Genomic DNA, 19,990 nt, shown 5'->3' with positions numbered 1-19,990 from the left:
ACCCCCCTTATTGCACCTCGGTTGCAAAGCCGGCCAAGGCGCGGTCTACTCGCGCGCATAAAAACAGGGAGACCACCATGACCAAGACCCTTACCTCGGCCCTCGCGCTGGGCCTCTGCGCCGGTGCGGCGCTGGCAGACTGCGACTCTGTCACCTTCTCGGACGTCGGCTGGACCGACATCACCGCCACCACCGCCGCCACCACCCTCGTGTTGCAGGCGCTGGGCTACGAGACCGCCATCAAGGTGCTGTCCGTGCCGGTGACCTACACCTCGATGGCGGCGGGCGACATCGACGTGTTCCTGGGCAACTGGATGCCCACCATGGAGGCCGACATCGCGCCCTACCGCGAGGCCGGCACCGTCGACACGGTGCGCGCCAACCTGACCGGCGCGAAATACACCCTGGCCACCAACGCGGTGGGCGCGGCGCTCGGGATCGCCGATTTCGCCGATATCGCCGCCCATGCCGATGCGCTGGACGAGACGATCTACGGCATCGAGCCGGGCAACGACGGCAACCGCCTGATCATCGACATGATTGCCGCCGATGCCTTTGGCCTCAAGGAATTCGACGTCAAGGAAAGCAGCGAACAGGGGATGCTGGCGCAGGTCGGCCGCGCCGTCAGCCGCGACGAGCCTGTGGTCTTCCTCGCGTGGGAGCCGCACCCGATGAACGCCAACTATGATCTGACCTACCTGACCGGCGGCGACGACTGGTTCGGCCCGGACCTCGGCGGCGCCACGGTCTTTACCAACACCCGCGCCGGTTATGTCGCCGAGTGCCCCAACGTCGGCAAGCTGCTGACCAACCTCGAGTTCACGCTGGCGATGGAAAACCAGATCATGGGCGCCATCCTGGATGACGGGCAGGACCCGGAGGACGCCGCCAGGGCCTGGCTTTCGGCCAACACCGGCGTGCTCGACGCCTGGCTGGACGGTGTGACCACCAGGGATGGCGGCGACGCCATGGCCGCCGTCATGGGCGCGCTTCAGTAACAGGGCGCGTCACCGCGCGTATCGCCAAGGCCCCGCCATGTGCGGGGCCTTGTGTCGTCCGGAGGGACGTGAGGCGGCCCGATCCGGTCCGAACCGACGGGGCCGAGTCCCAGGGACTGCCTTTCCAACAGGCAGCCGCGGTCTGCCATGCCGGGGGTGCGACCCGTGCGGTCAATGCCGGATTGAAGCGGTCCGGACGATGCGCCATTCTGGACCCGGACCGGACCATTCCAGCCAAACGTGCCTGCGGAAAGAAATTTGTCCATGTCCAACCCCTTTGACTGGCTCACACGGCGCGCGCTGAACCTCGCTGACCCTTATGTCCACGGCTCCGGCGAGACGCCCTCGGCGCGGGTCTGGCCCTACCTGACATCGCATCTGCACCCGCTGCGGCGTGTCCTGATCTTCAGCGTGTTTGCCACGGTCCTGGCCGCAGCCGTCGAAGTCTGGCTGATCAGCTATGCCGGGCGGTTGATCGACATGCTGGCCGAAACACCGCCCGCGGCGATCTGGGACACGCACAGCCTCAGCCTGATCCTGGCCGCGGTGATGGTCATCCTGCTGCGCCCGCTGTCGCAGTTCGTCCGTTTCTCGGTGAACGACATCGCGTTTTCCTGCAACGTCGCCAACCTGTTTCGCTGGCGCGCCCACGATCACCTGACCAGGCAGTCCGTCGGCTGGTTCCAGGAGGACCTGGCAGGCCGCACCGCATCGCGGCTCGTGCTGATGGGCAACTACGCCTCGGACGCGATCTACCAGTCGATCAATGCCGTCGCCTTCGGCTTTGTCTACGTGATCGGGGTGGTGATGCTGATGGCCGGCACCGACATCCGCCTGGCGATCCCGCTGTTCATCTGGATGGCGCTGTACATCGCGCTGATGGCGTGATCGTGCCGCGCATGGTCCGCGCGATGGAGAACTTCAGCGCCGCCAAGTCGGGGCTTCTGGGCAAGCTGGTCGACACGTTCTCCAATTTCGACACCGTCAGCCTGTTTGCCCGCCGCGCGGACCTCGAGGCCGACCACCATGCCTCGCTGGAACACACGCGTGAGACCCTGTTCCGCGCGCGCCAGATCGGGCTGGCGTTGCGCACGGTGACGGTCTGGCTGGAGGGCGTGATCATGGTGGGCATCGTCGGCTACGGCATCTGGCTGTGGAGCCAGGGCGGCGCCACCATCGGCCTGGTCAGCGCGGCGGTCGCGCTGTCGCTGCGCATCACCACCATGGCGGAATGGATCCTCGAGGCGGTCTGGCGGATCTTCGAACAGGTGGGCGCGATCCGCGAGGCGCTGCACACCATCGCGCAGCCGCTGGCCATTCCCTACGACGGCGACGCGCCCGCGCTCAGGGTTACGGCGGGCGAGATCACGGTGAACGGCGCGCGGCACCACTATGGCAAGGGGCAGGGCGGTCTTATGGGGGTCGACCTGCGCATCGCCCCGGGCGAGAAGGTCGGCCTGGTCGGGCCGTCCGGTGCGGGCAAGTCGACGCTGGTCAACCTGTTCCTGCGGTTCTACGAGCCCGAAAACGGCGTCATCCGGATCGACGGGCAGGACATCCGCGCCGTCGATCCCGAAAGCCTGCGCCGCGCCATCGGCATGGTCAGCCAGCAGGCCGCCCTGTTGAACCGCTCGGTGCGCGAAAACCTGACGATTGGCCAGGCCGACCTGACTCAGGACCGGATCGAGGCCGCCGCGCGCGAGGCGCGGGCGCATGACTTCATCTGCGGGCTGAAGGACAGCCAGGGCCGCACCGGCTATGACGCCCACGTCGGCGAACGCGGGGTAAAGCTGTCGGGCGGACAACGACAGCGGATCGCGCTGGCGCGGGTGATGCTGAAGGACGCGCCGATCCTGATCCTCGACGAGGCCACCAGCGCGCTCGACAGCGAGGTGGAGGCCGAGATCCAGGTCGAACTGAAGCGCGTGATGCGCGACAAGACGGTGATCGCCATCGCCCACCGGCTGTCGACCATCGCCGAGATGGACCGCATTGTCGTGCTCGATCAGGGGCGGATCGTGGAGAGCGGCACGCATCAGGCGCTGCTGGCGGCGGGAAACCTCTATGCCACGCTGTGGAACCGCCAGTCCGGCGGGTTCATCGGCAGCGATGCCCGCACCGAACAGGCGGGCCTTGCTGGCCAGTGACGGAAGGGCCTGCCCAATCGTGCCGCCCCTGTTCCCTACGCCGCCCGCGCGGCAGCGTCGATCCCGCGCCGCCGCGATTCCCCGCTCCCGGCACGGCCTGTTCCGCGGCGCCGCACACCCCCGAAAGGCGGTGCCCGTCATTGACTTGTGGCCGGCCGGCTCACAAGCTGACCGCCATTCATGCCACGGGGCGCCCGGCCGGAGCAGGCGTTTGACCCAAAAAGACGCCTACCACCTTCACCCCGAACTGCGCGGCAAGATCAGGCCCGCGGCCGAGTCCTTCTTCCGGGATCTCGACCTCGCGGCCATCGACGCCCACGGTGCCCGGGCCGGGTTTCCCGCCGATTGGCGCACCCCCTGCGCAGAGCGCGAGGCCGACCGCCGCAAATGGCTGGACGGTCGCCGGGACCGCGACCTCTGGATCTTTGCCTACGGCTCGTTGATGTGGGATCCCTCTGTCGCGTTCGACGAGATCCGCCATGCCCGCTGTGCCGGACACCAGCGCAGCTTCTGCCTGTGGGATGACGGCGGCCGCGGCTCGCGCGAAGCGCCCGGGCTGATGCCGGCCATCGACCTGGGCGGCAGCTGCGAGGGGCTCGCCTTTCGCATTCCGCGCGAGAAGCTCGAGCACGAGACATTTGTCCTGTTCCGGCGCGAAATGCTGGCCCCGGTCTACCGTCCGCTCTGGCTCACCCTGGACACCGTGGCCGGGCCGGTCGAGGCGCTGGGTTTTGTCGCCAACCGCGAGCACGAGAGCATCAAGCCCGGCATTCCGCTGCGGGACCAGGCCAGGATGATCGCGCAGGCCCAGGGCTTGTTCGGCAGCAATTTCGACTACCTGTCGGACCTGCACGACCACCTGGAGGTCCTCGGGATCAAGGATCCCTACGTGTCCGGGCTTTTCGCCGCCGCACAGGCGCTGCGCAGCGAGGCCGGCTGACCGGCGGTCTCGGCGCACAGGCGGCACCACGGTGCCCCGTGTGACCGATGCCGCTGGCCGGACTGTCGACCCTTGCCACATGGCCAGACCGCGCACCCGGCAAAACTGCAAGCGTCGCGTGCAGGGATGTCTGTCGACGCGTTTCGCGGCTCCCGCTACCCTTCATCCTGTCGTGGGCGACACGCCCGCGACGTCACCGACACCCCTGAGCCCGGCACTCCCTCCCTTTTCGAAGGGCACAGTTGCCGCGCGCCCGAACCGGAGGAGCCCCGATGCCGATCTACCCCGAAATGGAAGCCGCGATGCGGACGGACGACGCCGACCGCTATGCCAGGCTGCTGGCCGACGATTTCGAATATGTCCGTCACAAATCCCGCGACACGATCGGCCGCGACGCCATGCGCGCCCTGCTGTACAGGGTCTGGCGCCCCGGCAACCGCACCATCGACAGCATGCGCTGCCTCTACGAGAACGACGATATCCTGGTCGTTCACACCACCCTGTCCTTTGCCAGCGGATCGCGCGAGGCCGCGATGATCGTCCACCACAAGCGGGAGGGACAGATCGTGCGCATCGAATCCGGTGTCTCGGACCTCTCGGACAGCGCGGCCGCCCCCATTCCCCACCCAGCCAGCGCCTGACGCGAAAGGACCACGCCATGCCCTATGTCATCTCGCACTTCTTCCCCGCCGGCACCGCCGCGCAATACGAAGCCGCGATGCGCGCCATGAACGGCGCGCTGGGCCGCATCCCGGAGGGCCAGATCGCCCATGTCGCCGGGCCGGTACCCGGCGGGTTCCAGGTGATCGCCATCCAGGAGTCGAAAGACAGCTGGGATCGCTTCATGACCGAGGTCTTTGCCCCGCTCATGGGGCGCGGGATCAAGGGCGGCTTCACCGCGCCGCCGACCGAACTGGCATTCGAAGCGACCCATTTCTATCGCTGAGGGCAGCCGCCCGGCGCCTCAGCCCGGGCGCCCCTCCAGGGCGGCGCGCCGCGCGACATGCCAGGCCACCAGCAGGTCAAGCACCGCGCGCAGCCGCGCGGACCCGCGCATCGACTGGTGGTAGACGATGTTCATTTCGATCACGTCGACCGGGTCGTCGAACAGCCGGACCAGCCGGTCGTCCGCGTCCCCGGCAATGCAATACAGGACCCCGATGCCCGCCCCGCTGGCGATCCGGTGCTGCGCGATGTCGATGTTGTCGACCCGGACACTGGGCGCGCCCGGCTCGGCGAACTGCTCGACCCAGGCAAAGGGCGGCATGTGCAGGAACGGCTCGGCGTATCTGACCAGCGCGTGCCCCGCGACATCGGCCGGGGTCGCCGGGCGGCCGTGCGTCTCCAGGTAGGATTTCGCGGCATAGACCCCGGACCCGAGTCCAAAGGCATGCGCGACGGCCAGGTCCAGGTCGGCGGGCCGAACCGCCCGGATCGAAATGTCAGCCTCGCCTTTCGACAGGTTGACCGGCGCGCGGCCGGACAAAAGCGCGACACCCAGCCCGGGATGGCGGGCCGCGACCATGTCGGGAAAGCGCTCGAGATAGCGGATGGCCACGGGAGGACAGGCAATGCGGACCACACCGGCCAGCTCATCGCGCGCACCTCGCACGGCTGCCCGCGCCTGGTCGGCGGCGTTCTCCATGGCCTCTGCGGCGGCAAAGGCCGCCTTGCCCTCGGTGGTCAGGGCAAAGGCGCGTCCCTCGCGCACGATCAGCGCGGCGCCAAACGCGGCCTCGGCCGCCGCCAGCCTGCGGCTGACGGTCGAGGCATCGACCTTCAGCACCCGCGCCGCCCCCGCCACCGATCCGGCACGGCCAAGCGCGAGGATGATCCGAAAGTCGTTCCAGTCCGGTTCGGCAGGCATTGTCCCTCATATCCCCGAATTGGCAACGCAGGCGCCGGACCGACGGTGCCACGACCCGGCGCGGGCCGTCGAGTCGTATCGGCCCCCGGAGTGTCCTGGGCCGAGCAGACCCAAGCGGCCCCCGCCAAGCCACACCCCAGGGCCGGCCCTGTCCACCCAGCCGACCGGCAGACACCCCGCACCCCGGTCCCTCACGCCTCCGCAACCGCGCCGCCGCGTCGATCCCGCACGCCCATATGTCCCCGCGCCTGGCGGGGCATGTCCGATGGCGGCTCCGGTCCCCAGATCGACCAGGACACGCAGCGCCACCGTCGCACGCGCAGCAAGGCGCGCCGCGGCGCAGCCGGCCCATGGCGGACCTTTGCACGACCCGCCGGCGCCGCAGGGCGGCGTCCCGGCCGTTCTGCCCACTGCAACAACACTTACTTCAGGCTCAGCCGGAAGCCATTTTTCGCGCGCTTCGCGAGATCGCCCGGCACACCGGCACGCTCTGCGTAACGCTCCCAGGACATGACCGCATCCCGAACCTCGGCAAGCATCCTTTGGGCCCGGCTCTTTCCAATATCCGCAAAAGACGCGAGGGCGATCAGGTCGTCTTCGGCGAAATCCGTCGTCTTTCCATTGATCGACATCTGATGCTGGGACGTCCACGAGCCCGACGGGTTATATGCATAGACCACATCAAAGGCCGGCGAGAGCGTCCAGGTTCCGGATCGGTCCATGAGGTATGCGATGTTCTTGGTGTGATCGTCCTGGTTCCGGATCGTCACATTGAAAAAGGCACGACGAACCTGTTGCTCCAGGTCCTTGCGCCGGAGCTTCAGTAACCTTCCCGTCTCGATCGCTTGCTCGTAGGAATAGGCGCGTGCGATGTTGAAATCAAAGTGTCGCATCGCGCACAAAGACTGCATGTGCACCTTTCGGCCATGGCCCGTGCGGTCAAAGCGCCTTGTCATGAAATGCGCGCGTCCTCCCTCCTCGTAGAGCCGACACTCCGACATCTCCACACCGGCATCCTGCGCCATCAGGTAACAGGCATACTCCAGGCGCCCGAACCCCATAGGATCCGCAAGCTCCTTGTCCTTGTTCCCCGACACGCCATCGAACTTCATCAACCAGTGTTCAAAGCCGTCGTCGACCTCGACCTGCCCGGACCTGAACTCTCCGGTGGACGGGTTCCATGCCAGCACAGCCTTGGCACGCGCTCCGCCGGCAGAAGTCCCCACCCGCAGAATGTCCCGCAAGGCTGTCTCGTCTGCCTCGCCACCATTCAGCGCGCCGTATAGCCCTTCGCGCGCCTCGATGACGTCCCGTGCAAGATCGACGAGGGCCGAGATCGACAGCTTGTCTCCCGGCTCCTTTCGTATCGGGGCCTCCGGTTGATACTCCAGCGCGCCCATGCCCCGGCTCCCGGTGTAGCAGAGACGCTCAACGGGGTTCATGGACTCCCGCGGGCGGCCCTCGCGGGCCAGCCATGCGTCAATCACCGCATTGCCGAATTTGTCCGGCAGGCTGTCCGCCAGCATGCCTGGCAGGCCCTTGAAGGAGTCCCGCGACAAGGCGGGAAAGCGAAAGATCCCCGGCCCCACAGGCATCGTCAGGGGCGCGACCTCGATACCGGCAGACTGAAAGGCCCGGTCATATTCAAAGAGCGCGACGCCCTGCGCCTCCTCCCATGTCACCGCGCCAATGGTCCTGCCCCACAGGATTACGCGTGCCGTCGTCATTCAGAGTCCTCTTCGTCTCCCCAAACCCAAGCCTCGCCGGACTTCGGTTCCTGCCTTGATGCAACCCGCTTCCGCTCGGACAGCGGCGGGCCGCCTTCCAGCCGTGCTATTGGACTCGAGCTTATGTCCGGAACCAGCACATCCAGGTTCCCGATCAGTCCGAGCGCTCGCAGCGCGCGCAGCAAGGTCTCTGTCGACGTGTTGCCGCCCTCAAGAAGACGCTGCAACGTGGGGCGGGATACCCCCATCTCCTCGGCCATGTCGGCCATCTTGATCTGGCGGGACAGGCGCCAGAGGTTGATCCTCCGCCCCAGTTCCTCTGAAACCCGCTCGATCGGAACGCGGGAAAAGTCTTCGCCATGCAACATATGTTTCACCTTGGGTCGCCTCAGAGGCCGTATTGTAAACTATGAATTACATAACGCAGATTCAACACGTCTCCGTTATGTAACCTATGCTTTTCTTTATGGCGGTAATTTGAGCCCAATGTAATGTCTGCGATGCTTCGACCTTCTCAGCCGCCGAGCGGCCTCGGCCTCGGTCGCGACAGGCTGTGCACTCCGGTCCGCAGCTTCCCCGTGGTCCGTGCCGATCAGTTTGGTGTCGGAACCGCTGAACAAGGCCGGGCCCTTGCGGGCTGCGGTCCATTGGCTGACCGGATCGGTATGTGACGCAAACCTGGGCCGGACCTCGCAGAACAGCGCCGGTTGCGCCGCCTGCCGCCGTCCCGTCCTCACCGATCCCCCCACCCATTTCAGGGATCAATCAGCCAGACGCCCCTCGACCAGGCGCGAGGTATTCAACGAATTCCGCCCATCATGTCCGACAGCGACGCAGGTGCGGCGAGCACCTGCACCAACCGGCGGCAAGGCCCGCATCCCGGACAGCCCCCCTCAGCCCATCGCCGCATCGTCCAGCCCGCGCGCCCGCACCGCCGCCTCGCGGCCCATGATCCGCGCGATGTAGGCGTCGAATCCGGGCCGGTCCGGCAAGGTGCCGAACTGCCGGCCCCAGGCGATCTGCGACCCCAGGTAGACGTCCAGCGCCGAAAACGGCTCGCCCAGCAGGTGCGTCCGCCCGTCCGCCAGCAGCCCGGCCAGCGCGTCCGCCACCGCTGCCAGGTTGCCCCATCCGGCGCGGCCATAGGCCTCGGGCGTCTCCGGGTCATAGCCAAAGGCGGCGGCCGTCACCGCCGCCTCGACCGGCCCGGCGCCGAACAGCATCCAGCGGTAATAGGCGCCGCGTTCCGGCGTGCCGGGGGCGGGGGCCAGCCCGGCCTCGGGGTAGTCCTCGGCCAGCCACAGGCAGATCGCGGCGCATTCCGTGACCACCGTGTCGCCGCGCGTGACGGTCGGCACCTTGCCCATCGGGTTCAGCGCCAGGTAGTCGGGCGCCTTCATCGTGGTGCCGTACTCCAGCACGACCGTCTCGTATTCCGCGCCCACCTCCTCCAGCATCCAGCGCGCGATGCGCCCGCGCGACATCGGGTTGGTATAGAATTTCAGCGCCGTCATGCTTGCCTCCCGTGAGCGTTCCGCGCAAACCTTGCGCCCAAGCCCCCGACAGGGCAACCACCAACCGGAGGACAGGGCCCTGCTCGACTGGCTGACCGACCACAAGATCCCCGTCGGGGACGCCGCCGAGGCCGGCTTTGGCTGGTTGCAGAAACACGGCGCCTGGATCTTCGATGCCATGGGCGTCGCCATGGAGGCGCTGATCGACGCGATCCTCTGGGTCCTGCAAACGCCGCATCCGCTGATCGTCGTGCTGGTGCTGACGGCGGCCACCTGGGCCGTGCACCGCCGCTGGCAGGCGCCCGCGCTGGTGTTCTTCGGCTTTCTCTTCATCCTCAACCAGGGCTACTGGGAGGAAACCACCGAAAGCCTGACGCTGGTGCTCTCGGCCTGCGTGGTCTGCATGGGCGTCGGCGTGCCGATCGGCATCGCCGCCGCGCACCGGCCCCGGCTCTATGGCTGGATGCGCCCGGTGCTGGACCTGATGCAGACGCTGCCCACCTTCGTCTACCTGATCCCGGCCATCGTCTTCTTCGGCATCGGCATGGTGCCGGGGCTGATCGCCACGGTGATCTTTGTCGTGCCCGCACCGATCCGCCTGACCCACCTCGGCATTGCCTCGACGCCCAAGGCGCTGCTCGAGGCCGCCGATGCCTTTGGCGCCACGCCCTCGCAAAAGCTGTGGAAGGTCGAACTGCCCTCGGCCCTGCCGCAGATCATGGCCGGGCTGAACCAGACCATCATGCTGTCGCTGTCGATGGTGGTGATCGCCGCGCTGGTGGGTGCCGACGGGCTCGGCGTGCCGGTGGTGCGCGCGCTCAACCGCGTCGACACCGGGCTGGGCTTCGAGGCGGGGCTGATCATCGTCGTCGTCGCCATCATGCTCGACCGCGCATTGAGGGGCAAACAATGACCGCCGTCGTCTTCGACAACGTCTCGATCCTGTTCGGCGACCACCCCGACCAGGCCCTGCCGCTGGCGGACCAAGGCCAGAGCCGGGCCGAGATCCAGGCCGCCACCGGCCAGGTGCTGGGCGTGCACGACTGTTCGCTCACCGTCGAGGACGGCGAGATCGTCGTGCTGATGGGCCTGTCGGGCTCGGGCAAATCGACCCTGCTGCGCGCCGTCAACGGGCTGAACCAGGTCGCGCGCGGCCGCGTTCTGGTCAACGACAAGGGCGAGATGGTCGATGTCGCCAGCTGCCCCTCGGCCCAGCTGCGCCACATCCGGCAAAGCCGCGTCGCCATGGTGTTCCAGCAGTTCGGCCTGCTGCCCTGGCGCACGGTGGCGGAAAACGTCGGCTTCGGCCTCGAACTGGCCGGCCTGCCCACCGCGCAGCGGATCGAGACGGTGAACCGCCAGCTGAAGCTGGTCGGCCTGTCCGACTGGGGCGATCGCAAGGTGGCCGAGCTGTCCGGCGGCATGCAGCAGCGCGTCGGCCTCGCCCGCGCCTTTGCCACCGACGCGCCGATCCTGCTGATGGACGAACCCTTCTCGGCGCTCGACCCGCTGATCCGCACCCGCCTCCAGGACGAACTGCTCGACCTGCAACGCGAGCTGAAACGCACCATCCTCTTTGTCAGCCACGACCTCGACGAGGCGTTCAAGATCGGCAACCGCATCGCCATCATGGAGGGCGGCCGCATCGTCCAGACCGGCACCCCGCGCGAGATCTTCTCGAACCCGGTGTCCGACTACGTGGCCGATTTCGTCGCCAACATGAATCCGCTGGGCGTGCTGACCGCACGCGACGTGATGGAGCCGGGCACAGGCGGCCCCGAGGTGGCCGCCGAAACCCCGATCCGGGACCTGATGCCGCGCCTCAAGGACGGCCCCCTCACGGTGACCGAGGCCGGCAAGGCGCTGGGCCGCGTCAGCGCCGACAGCGTGATCGCCCGGCTCGCCACCGCGTCATGAGCGCCGCTCCCGGCCTCACCGTCGCCGAGGCCATCGACGCCGCAGACCTCGACGCCGTGCGCGACCTCTGCCGCGAGTACCGCGCCTTCCTCGCCGCGCTGCCCGCGCCGGATTGCGATGCCGTGCTGCACGGCTACGCGCCCCCGGTCTTCGACCGCCTGCTCGACACCCTCGCGCAGGACCACGCCCGCCCGCGGGGCTGTCTCAAGCTCGCCCGTCAAAACGGCAAGCCCGTCGGCTGCGGCATGGCCCGCACGCTCACCCCCGGCGTGGCCGAGATCAAGCGCCTCTACGTCCGGCCCGCCGCGCGCGGCACCGGCACCGGCCGCGCGCTGATGACGGCGCTGATCGACACCTGCCGCACCGACGGCTTTGCCCGCATCGTGATGGACACCGGCAAGCCGATGGCACCGGCCGCGCGCCTCTACCTGTCCCTCGGCTTTCGCACGCGCGGGCCGTACCACGACCTGCCCCCGGACGTCGCCGCCCGCATGGTGTTCTTCGAAATGGACCTCTGAGCCGCCCCCGGGTTTCTTCTTGGTCCAAATACCTCCGGGGGAGTCTCCCGTCAGGGAGACGGGGGCAGCGCCCCCTGCCGAAAGATCGCCGCGTAGCGCGGCGCAAAGAAGGTCACGAACTCCTTCACCTCGCGCCGCCGCCAGGCCTCGGGCGAGACCAGCAGCAGGTGCTCCGCGTCCAGCTCCGCGATCGGATCGAAACAGCGCGCCAACCCGCCGATGCCCAAGGCCAGCCGCAGGTTCAGGATGCCCCGCCATCTCCTCGACCGCCCAAAGGCCACGGCCGGCGCCGAGGAGACCCGCGCCCGCCGCGCCTTCATCACCGACATGCTGGAGCGCAACCCGCAGGCCTTCACCTGCGCCGAGGACGTGCAGCACATGATAGGCCATTTCCCGCACCGGTTCTGACGCGTCAGCCGATCAGCCCCTTGATCGCCCGCGCGTGCTCGGGTTCGGCCGCCAGCGTGTCCGCCGCCAGCTCGCGCGCCGCCGCCACCACGTCGCCCTCGACCACCCGGTCGATCAGCCCCCAGTGCAGCGCCTCCTCGACCGGGATCTTCTGCCCCGCCATCAGGATCATCTTGGCCCGCGCCGGCCCCACCAGCGCGGCCAGCCGCCCCGGGTCCGAGGGCTGCGGCAGGAACCCCAGCTTCATCACCGGGTAGAACACCTTGGCCCCCGGCACCGAGATGCGCAGGTCGCAGGCCAGCGCCATGCCCATCGCACCCCCGGCCACCGTGCCGTTCAGCGCGCAGACCGTCAGCCCCGGATGGCGGGCAATCGCCCCCGACAGCCGCTCCCACAGCGGCGACACCGCCAGCCCGCCGCGCGCCTCGTCCAGGTCCGCCCCGGCGGAGAACACCTTGCCCGTCCCGGTCACGATCAGCCCGCGCGCGCCGGTCAGCGCGCCCTCGGCGATCCGCGCCAGGTCCTCCAGCATCGAGGCGGTCAGCGAATTTGCCTTGTCCGGCCGGTCGATCGTGGCGATCCACAGCCCCTCGTCCTGCTTCAGCCGGATCATGCGACACCCACCGCGCGGCGCACGCCTTCGTCGCGCAACGACACCTCGCCGCCCAGGTAGTCGTCGGCCGCCGCGCCGCACATCCAGAGCAGCGCCTTCGCCACCCATTCGGGCGGGATATGGTCGCTCCAGTCCAGCTGGCTCACCGGGTTGATCCCGCTCGCCTTGATCTCGCGCTGCATCTGCGTCGCCACCGTGCCCGGCGACAGCGAGATCGCGCGGATCCCCTGGTCGCCGTATTCATTGTGCAGCATCTTCGTCAGCATCAGGGCCCCGGCCTTGGACGCGCAGTAATGTGACCAGCCCTCCACCGGCCCGTGCGCCGCACCCGATCCGATGGTCAGCACCGTGCCGCCGCCCGCCGCCAGCATCCCCGGCAGCGCCGCGCGCATGCCGTGGAACACGCCCTTGAGGTTGATGTCGATCACCTCGCCCCAGCGGTCCGGGTCGGCCTCCGCCAGATGCGCCACCGGCTCGATCACCCCGGCGTTGTTGACCAGGATGTCCAGCCCGCCATGCGCCTTGGTGCAGGCCTCCACCGCCTTGGACACCTCCCAGTACCGCGCGATGTCGCAGGGAATGGCCACCGCCTGCGGCCCGATCTCGCCCGCGAGGTCGGCAATGGCGTCCGAGGACCGCGCCACCAGCGCCACCTTTGCCCCCGCCGCGGCAAAGGCGCGCGCCGTCTCGGCGCCGATTCCCCGGCTCGCGCCGGTGATCAGCACCGTCTTTCCGCTCAGATCGCCGTTCATGACAACATGCCCCCCTGTAAAGTCCGGTTTTGCCCTAAAAGGCGTCTCGCCACCGTGGTAAAGGGTGAATAGTATGGAATCCAGTCCCTTGACCGGCCCTGATAAGCCGCTGAGACTGCGCGCATTGGTTTGCACCGACAGAGAGGAAACTTTATGAAACGCTACTCGACAGCCTCCGTGCTGGCTCTCACCATCATGGCGGGCCAGGCCTGGGCCGACGTGACGCCCCAGCAGGTCTGGGACGAGTTCGAAGCGTACATGCAGAGCTTCGGCTACGAGATGACCGCCACCGAGATCTCGGAAGGCAGTTCGCTCGTCATCACCGACCTCAGCATGACCGTACCGATCCCCGAGGAAGAGGGCGCCGCCATCCGCATCGTGATGCCGCAGATGACCTATGCGGACAACGGTGACGGCTCGGTCACCGTCACCTACCCGGCGGTCTCCGACATCACCGTCGACATGCTGGATGACGGCGAAAAGTTCGGCGAGATCGTCGTCGCCATGACCCAGAGCAATTTCGCCGTGACCGTCTCGGGCAGCGAAGGCGACATGACCTACACCTACGGCGGTGACAGCCTCGCAATGGAACTGGTCCGGCTGTTCGGCGACGGTGAGGAAATCACCCGCGACATGCTCAGCGCGACCCTGTCGATGGGCCCGCTCTCGGGTGCCTCGCACGTGGTGCGCGCCGATGGCATGCGCTCGATCGAACAGGACATGAGCCTGGGCACGCTGGCCTACAACATCATGTTCAACGACCCCGACAGCGGCGATGCCGGCACCTTTGTCGGCCAGCTGACCGGGCTTGCCAGCTTTGGCACGACGGTTCTGCCCGAGGTCATGGACTACGATGACCCGACCGCCATGTTCACCAGCGGCGGTTCGGTCGACGTGGTGCTGCGCCACACCGGCGGCAAGACCGATTTCTCCGTCACCGAGGACGCCGGCACCACCACCGGCCAGTTCACCTCGACCGGCGGCGAGTTCGGCTTTGCCCTGTCCGAATCCGAGCTGACCTACGCGGTCTCCGCCACCGGCCAGACCATCGCGCTCTCGGGCCCGGAAATCCCGCTGCCGATCAACTTCTCGGCCAGCGACATCGGCTTTGCCCTGACCATGCCCCTGATGCCGGGCGACGCGCCGCAGGATGCCTCGCTGTCGATCATCCTGGGCGAATTCGCCACGACGGACATGCTGTGGAACATCTTCGATCCGGGCCAGATGCTGCCGCGCGAACCGGCGACCATCGCCCTGAACCTCGACGCCAAGGTGTCGCCGCTGGTCAGCCTGCTCGACACCGACAAGATGGAAGAGCTGGCCATGACCGGCGGCATGCCGGGTGAGCTGAACGCGCTGACCATCTCCGATCTCGTCGTCCAGGCGGTGGGCGCCGTGATCACCGGCTCGGGCGCCTTCACCTTCGACAACACGGACCTCGCCACCTTCGACGGCGTGCCGCGTCCCGAGGGCAAGCTGGAGCTCAACGTCGCCGGCGCCAACGGCCTGATCGACACCCTGATCGCCATGGGCCTGATGGGCGAAGAGGACGCCATGGGCGCGCGCATGATGCTGTCCATGTTCACCGTGCCGGGCGACGCCCCGGACACCGCGACCTCGACCATCGAGATCAATGCCCAGGGCCACGTCCTGGCCAACGGTCAGCGCATCCAGTAAGGCCGCCTTTGCGGAACGCGAAAGGGCGGGGGAGACCCCGCCCTCTTTCCTGCCCGGATTTTTGTACAAAACGACATTTATCGCGTACAGGACGTACCTTTTGTACAAATCCCGGGTTCAGACCCGCAGCGCCGGCAGCCCCACGCCGGTCGAGTCGAACCCGCCGTCCACCGCCACCACCTGACCCGAGACATAGGACGCCTTGTCCGAGGCCAGAAAGACGATCACCTCGGCCAGTTCGCGCTCCGATCCGTAGCGGTTCAGCGGGATCGAGTCGTGATAAGCTTGAATGATTTCAGGGGTATGCACGGCCATGGACAGCTTGGTCTTGACCGGGCCGGGGGCGACGCAGTTGACCCGGATGCCGTATTCGCCCAGCTCGGCGGCGTGCTGTTTCGTCAGCTGGATCACCGCCGCCTTGGAGGTGCCATAGGCCACCCGCAGCGTCGAGGCGCGCAGCCCGCTGATCGAGGCGATGTTGACGATGGACCCTTTGGTCTTCTTCAACTCCGGCGTAACTGCCTGAGTACACAGGAAAACCCCGTCCAGGTTGGTCTCCATCACCCGCCGCCAGATCTCGAATGTGCACATCTCCACCGGGCCGAACTCGGCCACACCGGCATTGTTGATCAGCGCATCGACGCGGCCGGACCAGGTCACCGTCTCGCGCACCATGGCGCCCACGTCCTGCGGGTTCGACACGTCGCGCACCAGCGGTAACACGTTGTCACGCAACGAAACTTGTTCCAACAGCGCGTCTTCGTCGCGGTCCAGCATGGCCACCTGCCAGCCCTGTTCCAGCAACAGGTCAGTGGTCGCCAGCCCGATGCCCCGGGCCGCGCCCGTGACGATTGCGCATTTCTTGTCCATGTGGTCCTCCCGATCCGTCCGCGCGCACTCTAGGCAGGGCAGGGGCCGGGGGAAAGGGCGCTCAGCCGCGCATCAGGCGCGCATCAGGTCTGGCAGCTCGCCGGTCAGCCCGGCCGCCTCGCGGATGAACCCCCGGCGCAGCCCCGGCCATGCGCCGACCGCCGCCATGCCCACGTCGCGCACCGCGCGCAGCAGGGGATTGTCGTTCGAAAACAGCCGGTTGAACAGGTCGGTGGAGGCCGCCAGCGCCGCCGTGTCGAACCTGCGCCACTGGGCATAGCGCGCCAGAACCGCCGGGCTGGCAAAGTCCTCGCCCCGCCGCACCGCGTGGCTGATCACATGCGCCAGCGCCGCCACGTCGCGCAGCCCGGCGTTCAGCCCTTGGCCTGCAATCGGGTGCATCCGGTGCGCCGCATCGCCCACCAGCGCCACCCGCTCGGCCACGAACTCCCGCGCCAGCGACAGCGTCAGCGGGTAGGTATAGCGCGCCCCGTCCAGCGAGATCGCGCCCAGGAAATCGCCGAAACGCGGCCGCAGGACTTCCAGATAATCCTTGTCGTCCAGTGCGTTGATCGCCTTCGCCCGCGCCTCCGTCTCGCTCCAGACGATCGAGCTCCGGTTACCTTTCAAGGGCAGGATCGCCAGCGGCCCGGGCGGCAGGAACAGCTGGTGCGCGACGCCGTTGTGCGGCTTTTCATGCGCGATGGCGCAGACCAGTGCCGTCTGCCCATAGCGCCAGCCCATCCGCCGGATGCCCGCCCGCGTGGCGACACCCGAATTCTGCCCGTCCGCCCCCACCAGCAGCCGACCGCGCAGCACCGTGCCGTCCGCCAGCGTGACCGACACCCCCTGCGCCGTACTTTCCTGTTCAACAACAAGGACTTCGGCCCGATGCTCGATCAGGTCGCACGCCGCCAGCGCCTCCAGCAGCACGCGCCGCAGATACCGATCCTCGACCATGTAGCCCATCGGGCCGTCCTCGATCTCGGCACTGTCGAAATGCAGGCCCAGGAACACCCCCGCATCGCCCACGCGCCCGTCCGAGACCTTGATCTCGTTCATCGCCTGCGCGCCCTCGGCCAGCGCCCCCCACAGCCCCAGCTTCGCCAGCATCCGCTGCGACGACCGCGCCAGCGCGTAGGACCGCCCGTCAAACGCCGCATCCTCGCGCACCGCGAGCGGAAGCGCATCCACCACGCAGGACGACAGCCCGGCCTCAGCCGCGGCCAGCGCAAGGGCGGGGCCGTTGAGACCGCCGCCGACGATGATCAGGTCATGTTCCATGCCCCGCAATATGGCGGCGCGGGCGGGATTGTCCATGCGCCCGCCTGCCGCTACCGTCTGGCCCAAAGCAGGGGAGCGCGACATGACCGACTGGACCGACAAGACCGCCGCAGAGCTGGGCCGCGCCATCGCCGCCGGCGAGACCGATCCGGTCACCCTGGCCGAGAATTTCCTCAACAAGATCAACGCGCACCCCCTGTCCGACCGGATCTATGCCCGGCTTACCCCCGACCGCGCCCTGGCCGAGGCCGAGGCCGCCAAGCGCCGCGCCGAACTGGGCCTGCGCCGCCATCCGCTGGACGGCGTGCCGATCAGCTGGAAGGACCTCTACGACACCGCCGGCACGCCGACGGAGGCCGGCTCGGCCCTGCTCAAGGGCCGCGTGCCCGACCGTGACGCCGAGGTGCTGCGCAACGCCACGCAGACCGGCCTCGTCTGCCTGGGCAAGACGCATATGTCCGAACTCGCCTTTTCCGGCCTCGGCCTGAACCCGGTCACCGCCACCTCGCCTTGCGTCAATGACCACGATGCCGTGGCGGGCGGCTCGTCCTCCGGGGCGGCGGCCTCGGTCGCGTTTCGCCTCGCGCCCGCTGGCGTCGGCTCGGACACCGGCGGTTCGGTGCGCCTGCCGGCCTGCTGGAACGACTTGGTGGGGCTGAAAACCACCTGCGGCCGCCTCAGCCTGAACGGCGTCGTGCCGCTGATCGCCCGGTTCGACACCGTCGGCCCGCTCTGCCGCACGGTCGAGGACGCGGCCCTGATGCTCTCCGCGCTCGAAGGCGCCCCCGCGCCCGACCTGACCGGCGCGAGCCTGCAAGGCCGCCGCTTTGCCGCGCTCCAGACCGTGGTGATGGACGACCTCGACGCGGCCCCCGCCCGCGCCTACGCCGACGCCCTGGACAAGCTGCGCGCCGCCGGGGCCATCATCGAACCGCTTGATTTCCCTGACATTGTCACGCCGCACACGCAGTCCGCCATGCTCTACACCGCCGAGGCCTGGGCCACCTGGCGCGATCAGATCACCGCGCAGCCGGACGTGATGTTCACCCCGATCCGGGAACGCTTCGAGGCCGGCGCGGCGCATTCGGCGGCCGATTTCATCGCCGCCTGGCAGGGCGTCCACCGCATGCGCGCGGCCTGGGCCGAGGTGACGGCGGGCTATGACGCCGTGCTCTGCCCGACCGCGCCCAACCTGCCGGAAAAGGTCGACACGCTGATGCAGCTGGGCGAAACCTACGTGTCGGCCAACCTGCGCACCCTGCGCAACACCCGCATCGGCAACCTGCTGGGCGGTGCCATCGTGACGCTGCCCACCGGCGTGCCGTCCTGCGGCATCTCGCTGATGGCGCCGCCGATGGCGGAACACCGGCTGCTGCGACTCGCCGCCGGAGCCGAGGCCGCGCTGGCCTGACGGCGGTTAACAATTCGGAAAGGTGCGTCTTTCGCGCCACAACGCCGCCCGCAGGGACGTCTGTGATGGACAGAAGCCCCTGTTTTTCCGTATCCTGCGGCAAAACGCGGGGCACCAATGATCCCGCATCGCTTGAGGCAAAACTGGCAGATGTTCCCCGAACGGTTTTCGAACCTTCCGGCCTATGCGTTCCCGCGTCTGCGGGCCCTTCTGGATTCGCATGAACCCGGCGGGCCGGTCCTGCACATGACCATAGGCGAGCCGAAACACCCTTTCCCTGAGTGGATTTCCGGCATCATCGCCGAGCATGCCGCCGACTTCGGGCGTTATCCGCCGAACGAGGGCACGCCGGGCCTGCGCGCCGCCATCACCGGCTGGCTGACCCGCCGCTACGGCGTGACGATGGACCCCGAAACCCAGGTGCTGTCGCTGAACGGAACGCGCGAAGGGCTGTACAACGCCGGCATGGCGCTGTGCCCGGAACAAAAGCAGGGCCAGCGCCCGACCGTGCTGATGCCCAACCCGTTCTATCAGGTCTACATGATCGCGGCGATTTCGGCCGCGGCAGAGCCGGTCTTCGTCCCCGCCACCGCCGCCACCGGCCACCTGCCGGACTACGCCGCCCTGCCGGCGGAGGTGCTGGACCGCGCCGCGTTGTGCTACCTCTGTTCCCCGGCCAACCCGCAGGGCAGCATGGCCGATGCCGCTTACTGGCGCGACCTGATCGCGCTGGCCGAGAAACATGATTTCCAGATCCTGGCGGATGAGTGCTATGCCGAGCTTTACCGGCATGATCCGCCGGTGGGCGCGCTGGAGGTGGCGGCGCAGATGGGCGCGGACCCGGAGCGCGTGCTCAGCTTTCATTCGCTGTCGAAACGGTCGAACCTGCCGGGCCTGCGCTCGGGCTTTGTCGCCGGCGGGCCGCAGAGCATCGCCCGGATGAAGCAGCTGCGCGCCTACTCGGGCGCGCCGGTGCCGCTGCCGCTGCAACACGCCTCCGAGGCGCTGTGGACCGAAGAGCAGCACGTCACCGCCAGCCGCCGGCTCTGGGCCGAGAAATACGCCCTGGCGGACGACATCCTGGGCCATGTGCCGGGCTACATGTCGCCGCAGGCGGGCATGTTCCTCTGGCTGCCGGTTCCGGACGGCGAGGCGGCGGCGCTGAAACTGTGGCAGGCGACGGGCGTGCGCGTCCTGCCGGGCGAATACCTGTCGCACGAGACCGCCGGGCAAAACCCCGGCAAGGCCTATATCCGCGTGGCCCTGGTGGCCCCGCGGGACGAGACGAAGGACGGGCTGACCCGGATCCGGGACTGCCTGTTTGCATAACAAGAAAAGTAGCGAGGC

General features: G+C 68.1%; 22 protein-coding genes. 13 read left to right on the top strand and 9 right to left on the bottom strand.

Annotated features, from left to right (window positions below; all coding sequences use genetic code 11):
* Positions 1-77 precede the first annotated feature (77 nt).
* The 6 genes from choX (at position 78) to MAA8898_RS10575 (ending at position 5,031) form a co-directional block, all read left to right on the top strand.
* Positions 78-998, top strand: a complete 921-nt coding sequence (choX, locus tag MAA8898_RS10595) for a choline ABC transporter substrate-binding protein (RefSeq protein WP_094020988.1) — start codon at positions 78-80, stop codon at positions 996-998.
* A 264-nt stretch (positions 999-1,262) separates the two neighbouring features.
* Positions 1,263-1,886, top strand: a complete 624-nt coding sequence (locus MAA8898_RS27205; RefSeq protein WP_306456420.1) for an ABC transporter transmembrane domain-containing protein — start codon at positions 1,263-1,265, stop codon at positions 1,884-1,886.
* An 11-nt stretch (positions 1,887-1,897) separates the two neighbouring features.
* Entirely contained in the window at positions 1,898-3,145 is a 1,248-nt protein-coding gene (locus MAA8898_RS10590) for an ABC transporter ATP-binding protein (protein ID WP_306456426.1), read from the top strand.
* 211 nt (positions 3,146-3,356) lie between these two features.
* Complete coding sequence (locus tag MAA8898_RS10585; RefSeq protein ID WP_141194828.1) at positions 3,357-4,085, top strand: gamma-glutamylcyclotransferase; 729 nt, start codon at positions 3,357-3,359, stop codon at positions 4,083-4,085.
* A gap of 272 nt (positions 4,086-4,357) precedes the next feature.
* On the top strand, positions 4,358-4,726 hold the full coding sequence (locus tag MAA8898_RS10580; protein ID WP_094020986.1) for a nuclear transport factor 2 family protein: 369 nt from the start codon (positions 4,358-4,360) through the stop codon (positions 4,724-4,726).
* A 17-nt stretch (positions 4,727-4,743) separates the two neighbouring features.
* The gene (locus MAA8898_RS10575) at positions 4,744-5,031 is read left to right on the top strand and encodes a hypothetical protein (protein ID WP_094020985.1); all 288 of its coding nucleotides are present in this window, start codon (positions 4,744-4,746) and stop codon (positions 5,029-5,031) included.
* An 18-nt stretch (positions 5,032-5,049) separates the two neighbouring features.
* Here MAA8898_RS10575 and MAA8898_RS10570 read toward each other — a convergent pair whose 3' ends face one another.
* From MAA8898_RS10570 to MAA8898_RS10550, 4 genes are all read right to left on the bottom strand, one after another.
* A complete protein-coding gene (locus tag MAA8898_RS10570; RefSeq protein WP_094020984.1) occupies positions 5,050-5,952 on the bottom strand; it encodes a LysR family transcriptional regulator in 903 nt (300 codons plus the stop codon).
* A gap of 422 nt (positions 5,953-6,374) precedes the next feature.
* The gene (locus MAA8898_RS10565; RefSeq protein WP_094020983.1) at positions 6,375-7,679 is read right to left on the bottom strand and encodes a type II toxin-antitoxin system HipA family toxin; all 1,305 of its coding nucleotides are present in this window, start codon (positions 7,677-7,679) and stop codon (positions 6,375-6,377) included.
* Entirely contained in the window at positions 7,676-8,047 is a 372-nt protein-coding gene (locus MAA8898_RS10560) for a helix-turn-helix domain-containing protein (protein ID WP_094020982.1), read from the bottom strand. The genes MAA8898_RS10565 and MAA8898_RS10560 overlap by 4 nt, the downstream gene beginning before the upstream one ends.
* 525 nt (positions 8,048-8,572) lie before the next feature.
* Entirely contained in the window at positions 8,573-9,193 is a 621-nt protein-coding gene (locus MAA8898_RS10550; RefSeq protein ID WP_094020980.1) for a glutathione S-transferase family protein, read from the bottom strand.
* Between the two features lie 31 nt (positions 9,194-9,224).
* On the opposite strand from MAA8898_RS10550, the gene choW reads away from it, so the two are divergent.
* Genes choW through MAA8898_RS10535 form a run of 3 tightly spaced genes read left to right on the top strand, consistent with a single transcriptional unit; the run spans position 9,225 to position 11,628 of the window.
* Positions 9,225-10,106 (top strand): choline ABC transporter permease subunit, encoded by an 882-nt coding sequence (choW, locus tag MAA8898_RS10545; RefSeq protein ID WP_245853354.1) that lies wholly within the window; start codon positions 9,225-9,227, stop codon positions 10,104-10,106.
* Entirely contained in the window at positions 10,103-11,110 is a 1,008-nt protein-coding gene (gene choV / locus MAA8898_RS10540; protein ID WP_094020978.1) for a choline ABC transporter ATP-binding protein, read from the top strand. The genes choW and choV overlap by 4 nt, the downstream gene beginning before the upstream one ends.
* Entirely contained in the window at positions 11,107-11,628 is a 522-nt protein-coding gene (locus MAA8898_RS10535) for a GNAT family N-acetyltransferase (protein WP_094020977.1), read from the top strand. The genes choV and MAA8898_RS10535 overlap by 4 nt, the downstream gene beginning before the upstream one ends.
* A gap of 50 nt (positions 11,629-11,678) precedes the next feature.
* Here MAA8898_RS10535 and MAA8898_RS26245 read toward each other — a convergent pair whose 3' ends face one another.
* The gene (locus tag MAA8898_RS26245; RefSeq protein ID WP_176445123.1) at positions 11,679-11,840 is read right to left on the bottom strand and encodes a hypothetical protein; all 162 of its coding nucleotides are present in this window, start codon (positions 11,838-11,840) and stop codon (positions 11,679-11,681) included.
* Between the two features lie 34 nt (positions 11,841-11,874).
* Here MAA8898_RS26245 and MAA8898_RS26240 point away from each other — a divergent pair, with 34 nt between their 5' ends.
* Positions 11,875-12,036, top strand: a complete 162-nt coding sequence (locus MAA8898_RS26240) for a hypothetical protein (protein ID WP_176445122.1) — start codon at positions 11,875-11,877, stop codon at positions 12,034-12,036.
* 4 nt (positions 12,037-12,040) lie between these two features.
* On the opposite strand, the gene MAA8898_RS10525 is transcribed toward MAA8898_RS26240, so the two are convergent.
* Positions 12,041-12,649: an enoyl-CoA hydratase/isomerase family protein gene (locus MAA8898_RS10525; protein WP_094020975.1), complete on the bottom strand. Its 609-nt coding sequence runs from the start codon at positions 12,647-12,649 to the stop codon at positions 12,041-12,043.
* Positions 12,646-13,401 (bottom strand): SDR family oxidoreductase, encoded by a 756-nt coding sequence (locus MAA8898_RS10520; RefSeq protein WP_094020974.1) that lies wholly within the window; start codon positions 13,399-13,401, stop codon positions 12,646-12,648. Before MAA8898_RS10520 ends, MAA8898_RS10525 begins: the two co-directional genes overlap by 4 nt.
* A gap of 153 nt (positions 13,402-13,554) precedes the next feature.
* Between MAA8898_RS10520 and MAA8898_RS10515 the strand changes: the two genes are divergently transcribed.
* Entirely contained in the window at positions 13,555-15,078 is a 1,524-nt protein-coding gene (locus MAA8898_RS10515) for a DUF2125 domain-containing protein (RefSeq protein ID WP_094020973.1), read from the top strand.
* 117 nt (positions 15,079-15,195) lie between these two features.
* On the opposite strand, the gene MAA8898_RS10510 is transcribed toward MAA8898_RS10515, so the two are convergent.
* Both MAA8898_RS10510 and MAA8898_RS10505 read right to left on the bottom strand, forming a co-directional pair.
* Positions 15,196-15,948 carry an SDR family NAD(P)-dependent oxidoreductase gene (locus tag MAA8898_RS10510; protein ID WP_094020972.1) on the bottom strand — a complete coding sequence of 251 codons (753 nt, stop codon included), beginning with the start codon at positions 15,946-15,948 and terminating at the stop codon, positions 15,196-15,198.
* A 72-nt stretch (positions 15,949-16,020) separates the two neighbouring features.
* Complete coding sequence (locus MAA8898_RS10505; RefSeq protein ID WP_094020971.1) at positions 16,021-17,268, bottom strand: UbiH/UbiF/VisC/COQ6 family ubiquinone biosynthesis hydroxylase; 1,248 nt, start codon at positions 17,266-17,268, stop codon at positions 16,021-16,023.
* A gap of 46 nt (positions 17,269-17,314) precedes the next feature.
* On the opposite strand from MAA8898_RS10505, the gene MAA8898_RS10500 reads away from it, so the two are divergent.
* Together MAA8898_RS10500 and MAA8898_RS10495 are read left to right on the top strand one after the other, a co-directional pair.
* The gene (locus MAA8898_RS10500) at positions 17,315-18,643 is read left to right on the top strand and encodes an amidase (RefSeq protein ID WP_094020970.1); all 1,329 of its coding nucleotides are present in this window, start codon (positions 17,315-17,317) and stop codon (positions 18,641-18,643) included.
* Positions 18,644-18,793: 150 nt separating this feature from the next.
* A complete protein-coding gene (locus tag MAA8898_RS10495; protein WP_094020969.1) occupies positions 18,794-19,972 on the top strand; it encodes an aminotransferase class I/II-fold pyridoxal phosphate-dependent enzyme in 1,179 nt (392 codons plus the stop codon).
* Positions 19,973-19,990 lie beyond the last annotated feature (18 nt).

The organism is Antarctobacter aquimaris (genome assembly GCF_900184945.1).
Lineage (GTDB): Bacteria > Pseudomonadota > Alphaproteobacteria > Rhodobacterales > Rhodobacteraceae > Maliponia > Maliponia aquimaris.
This window is presented reverse-complemented; position numbering and strand designations above follow the sequence as displayed.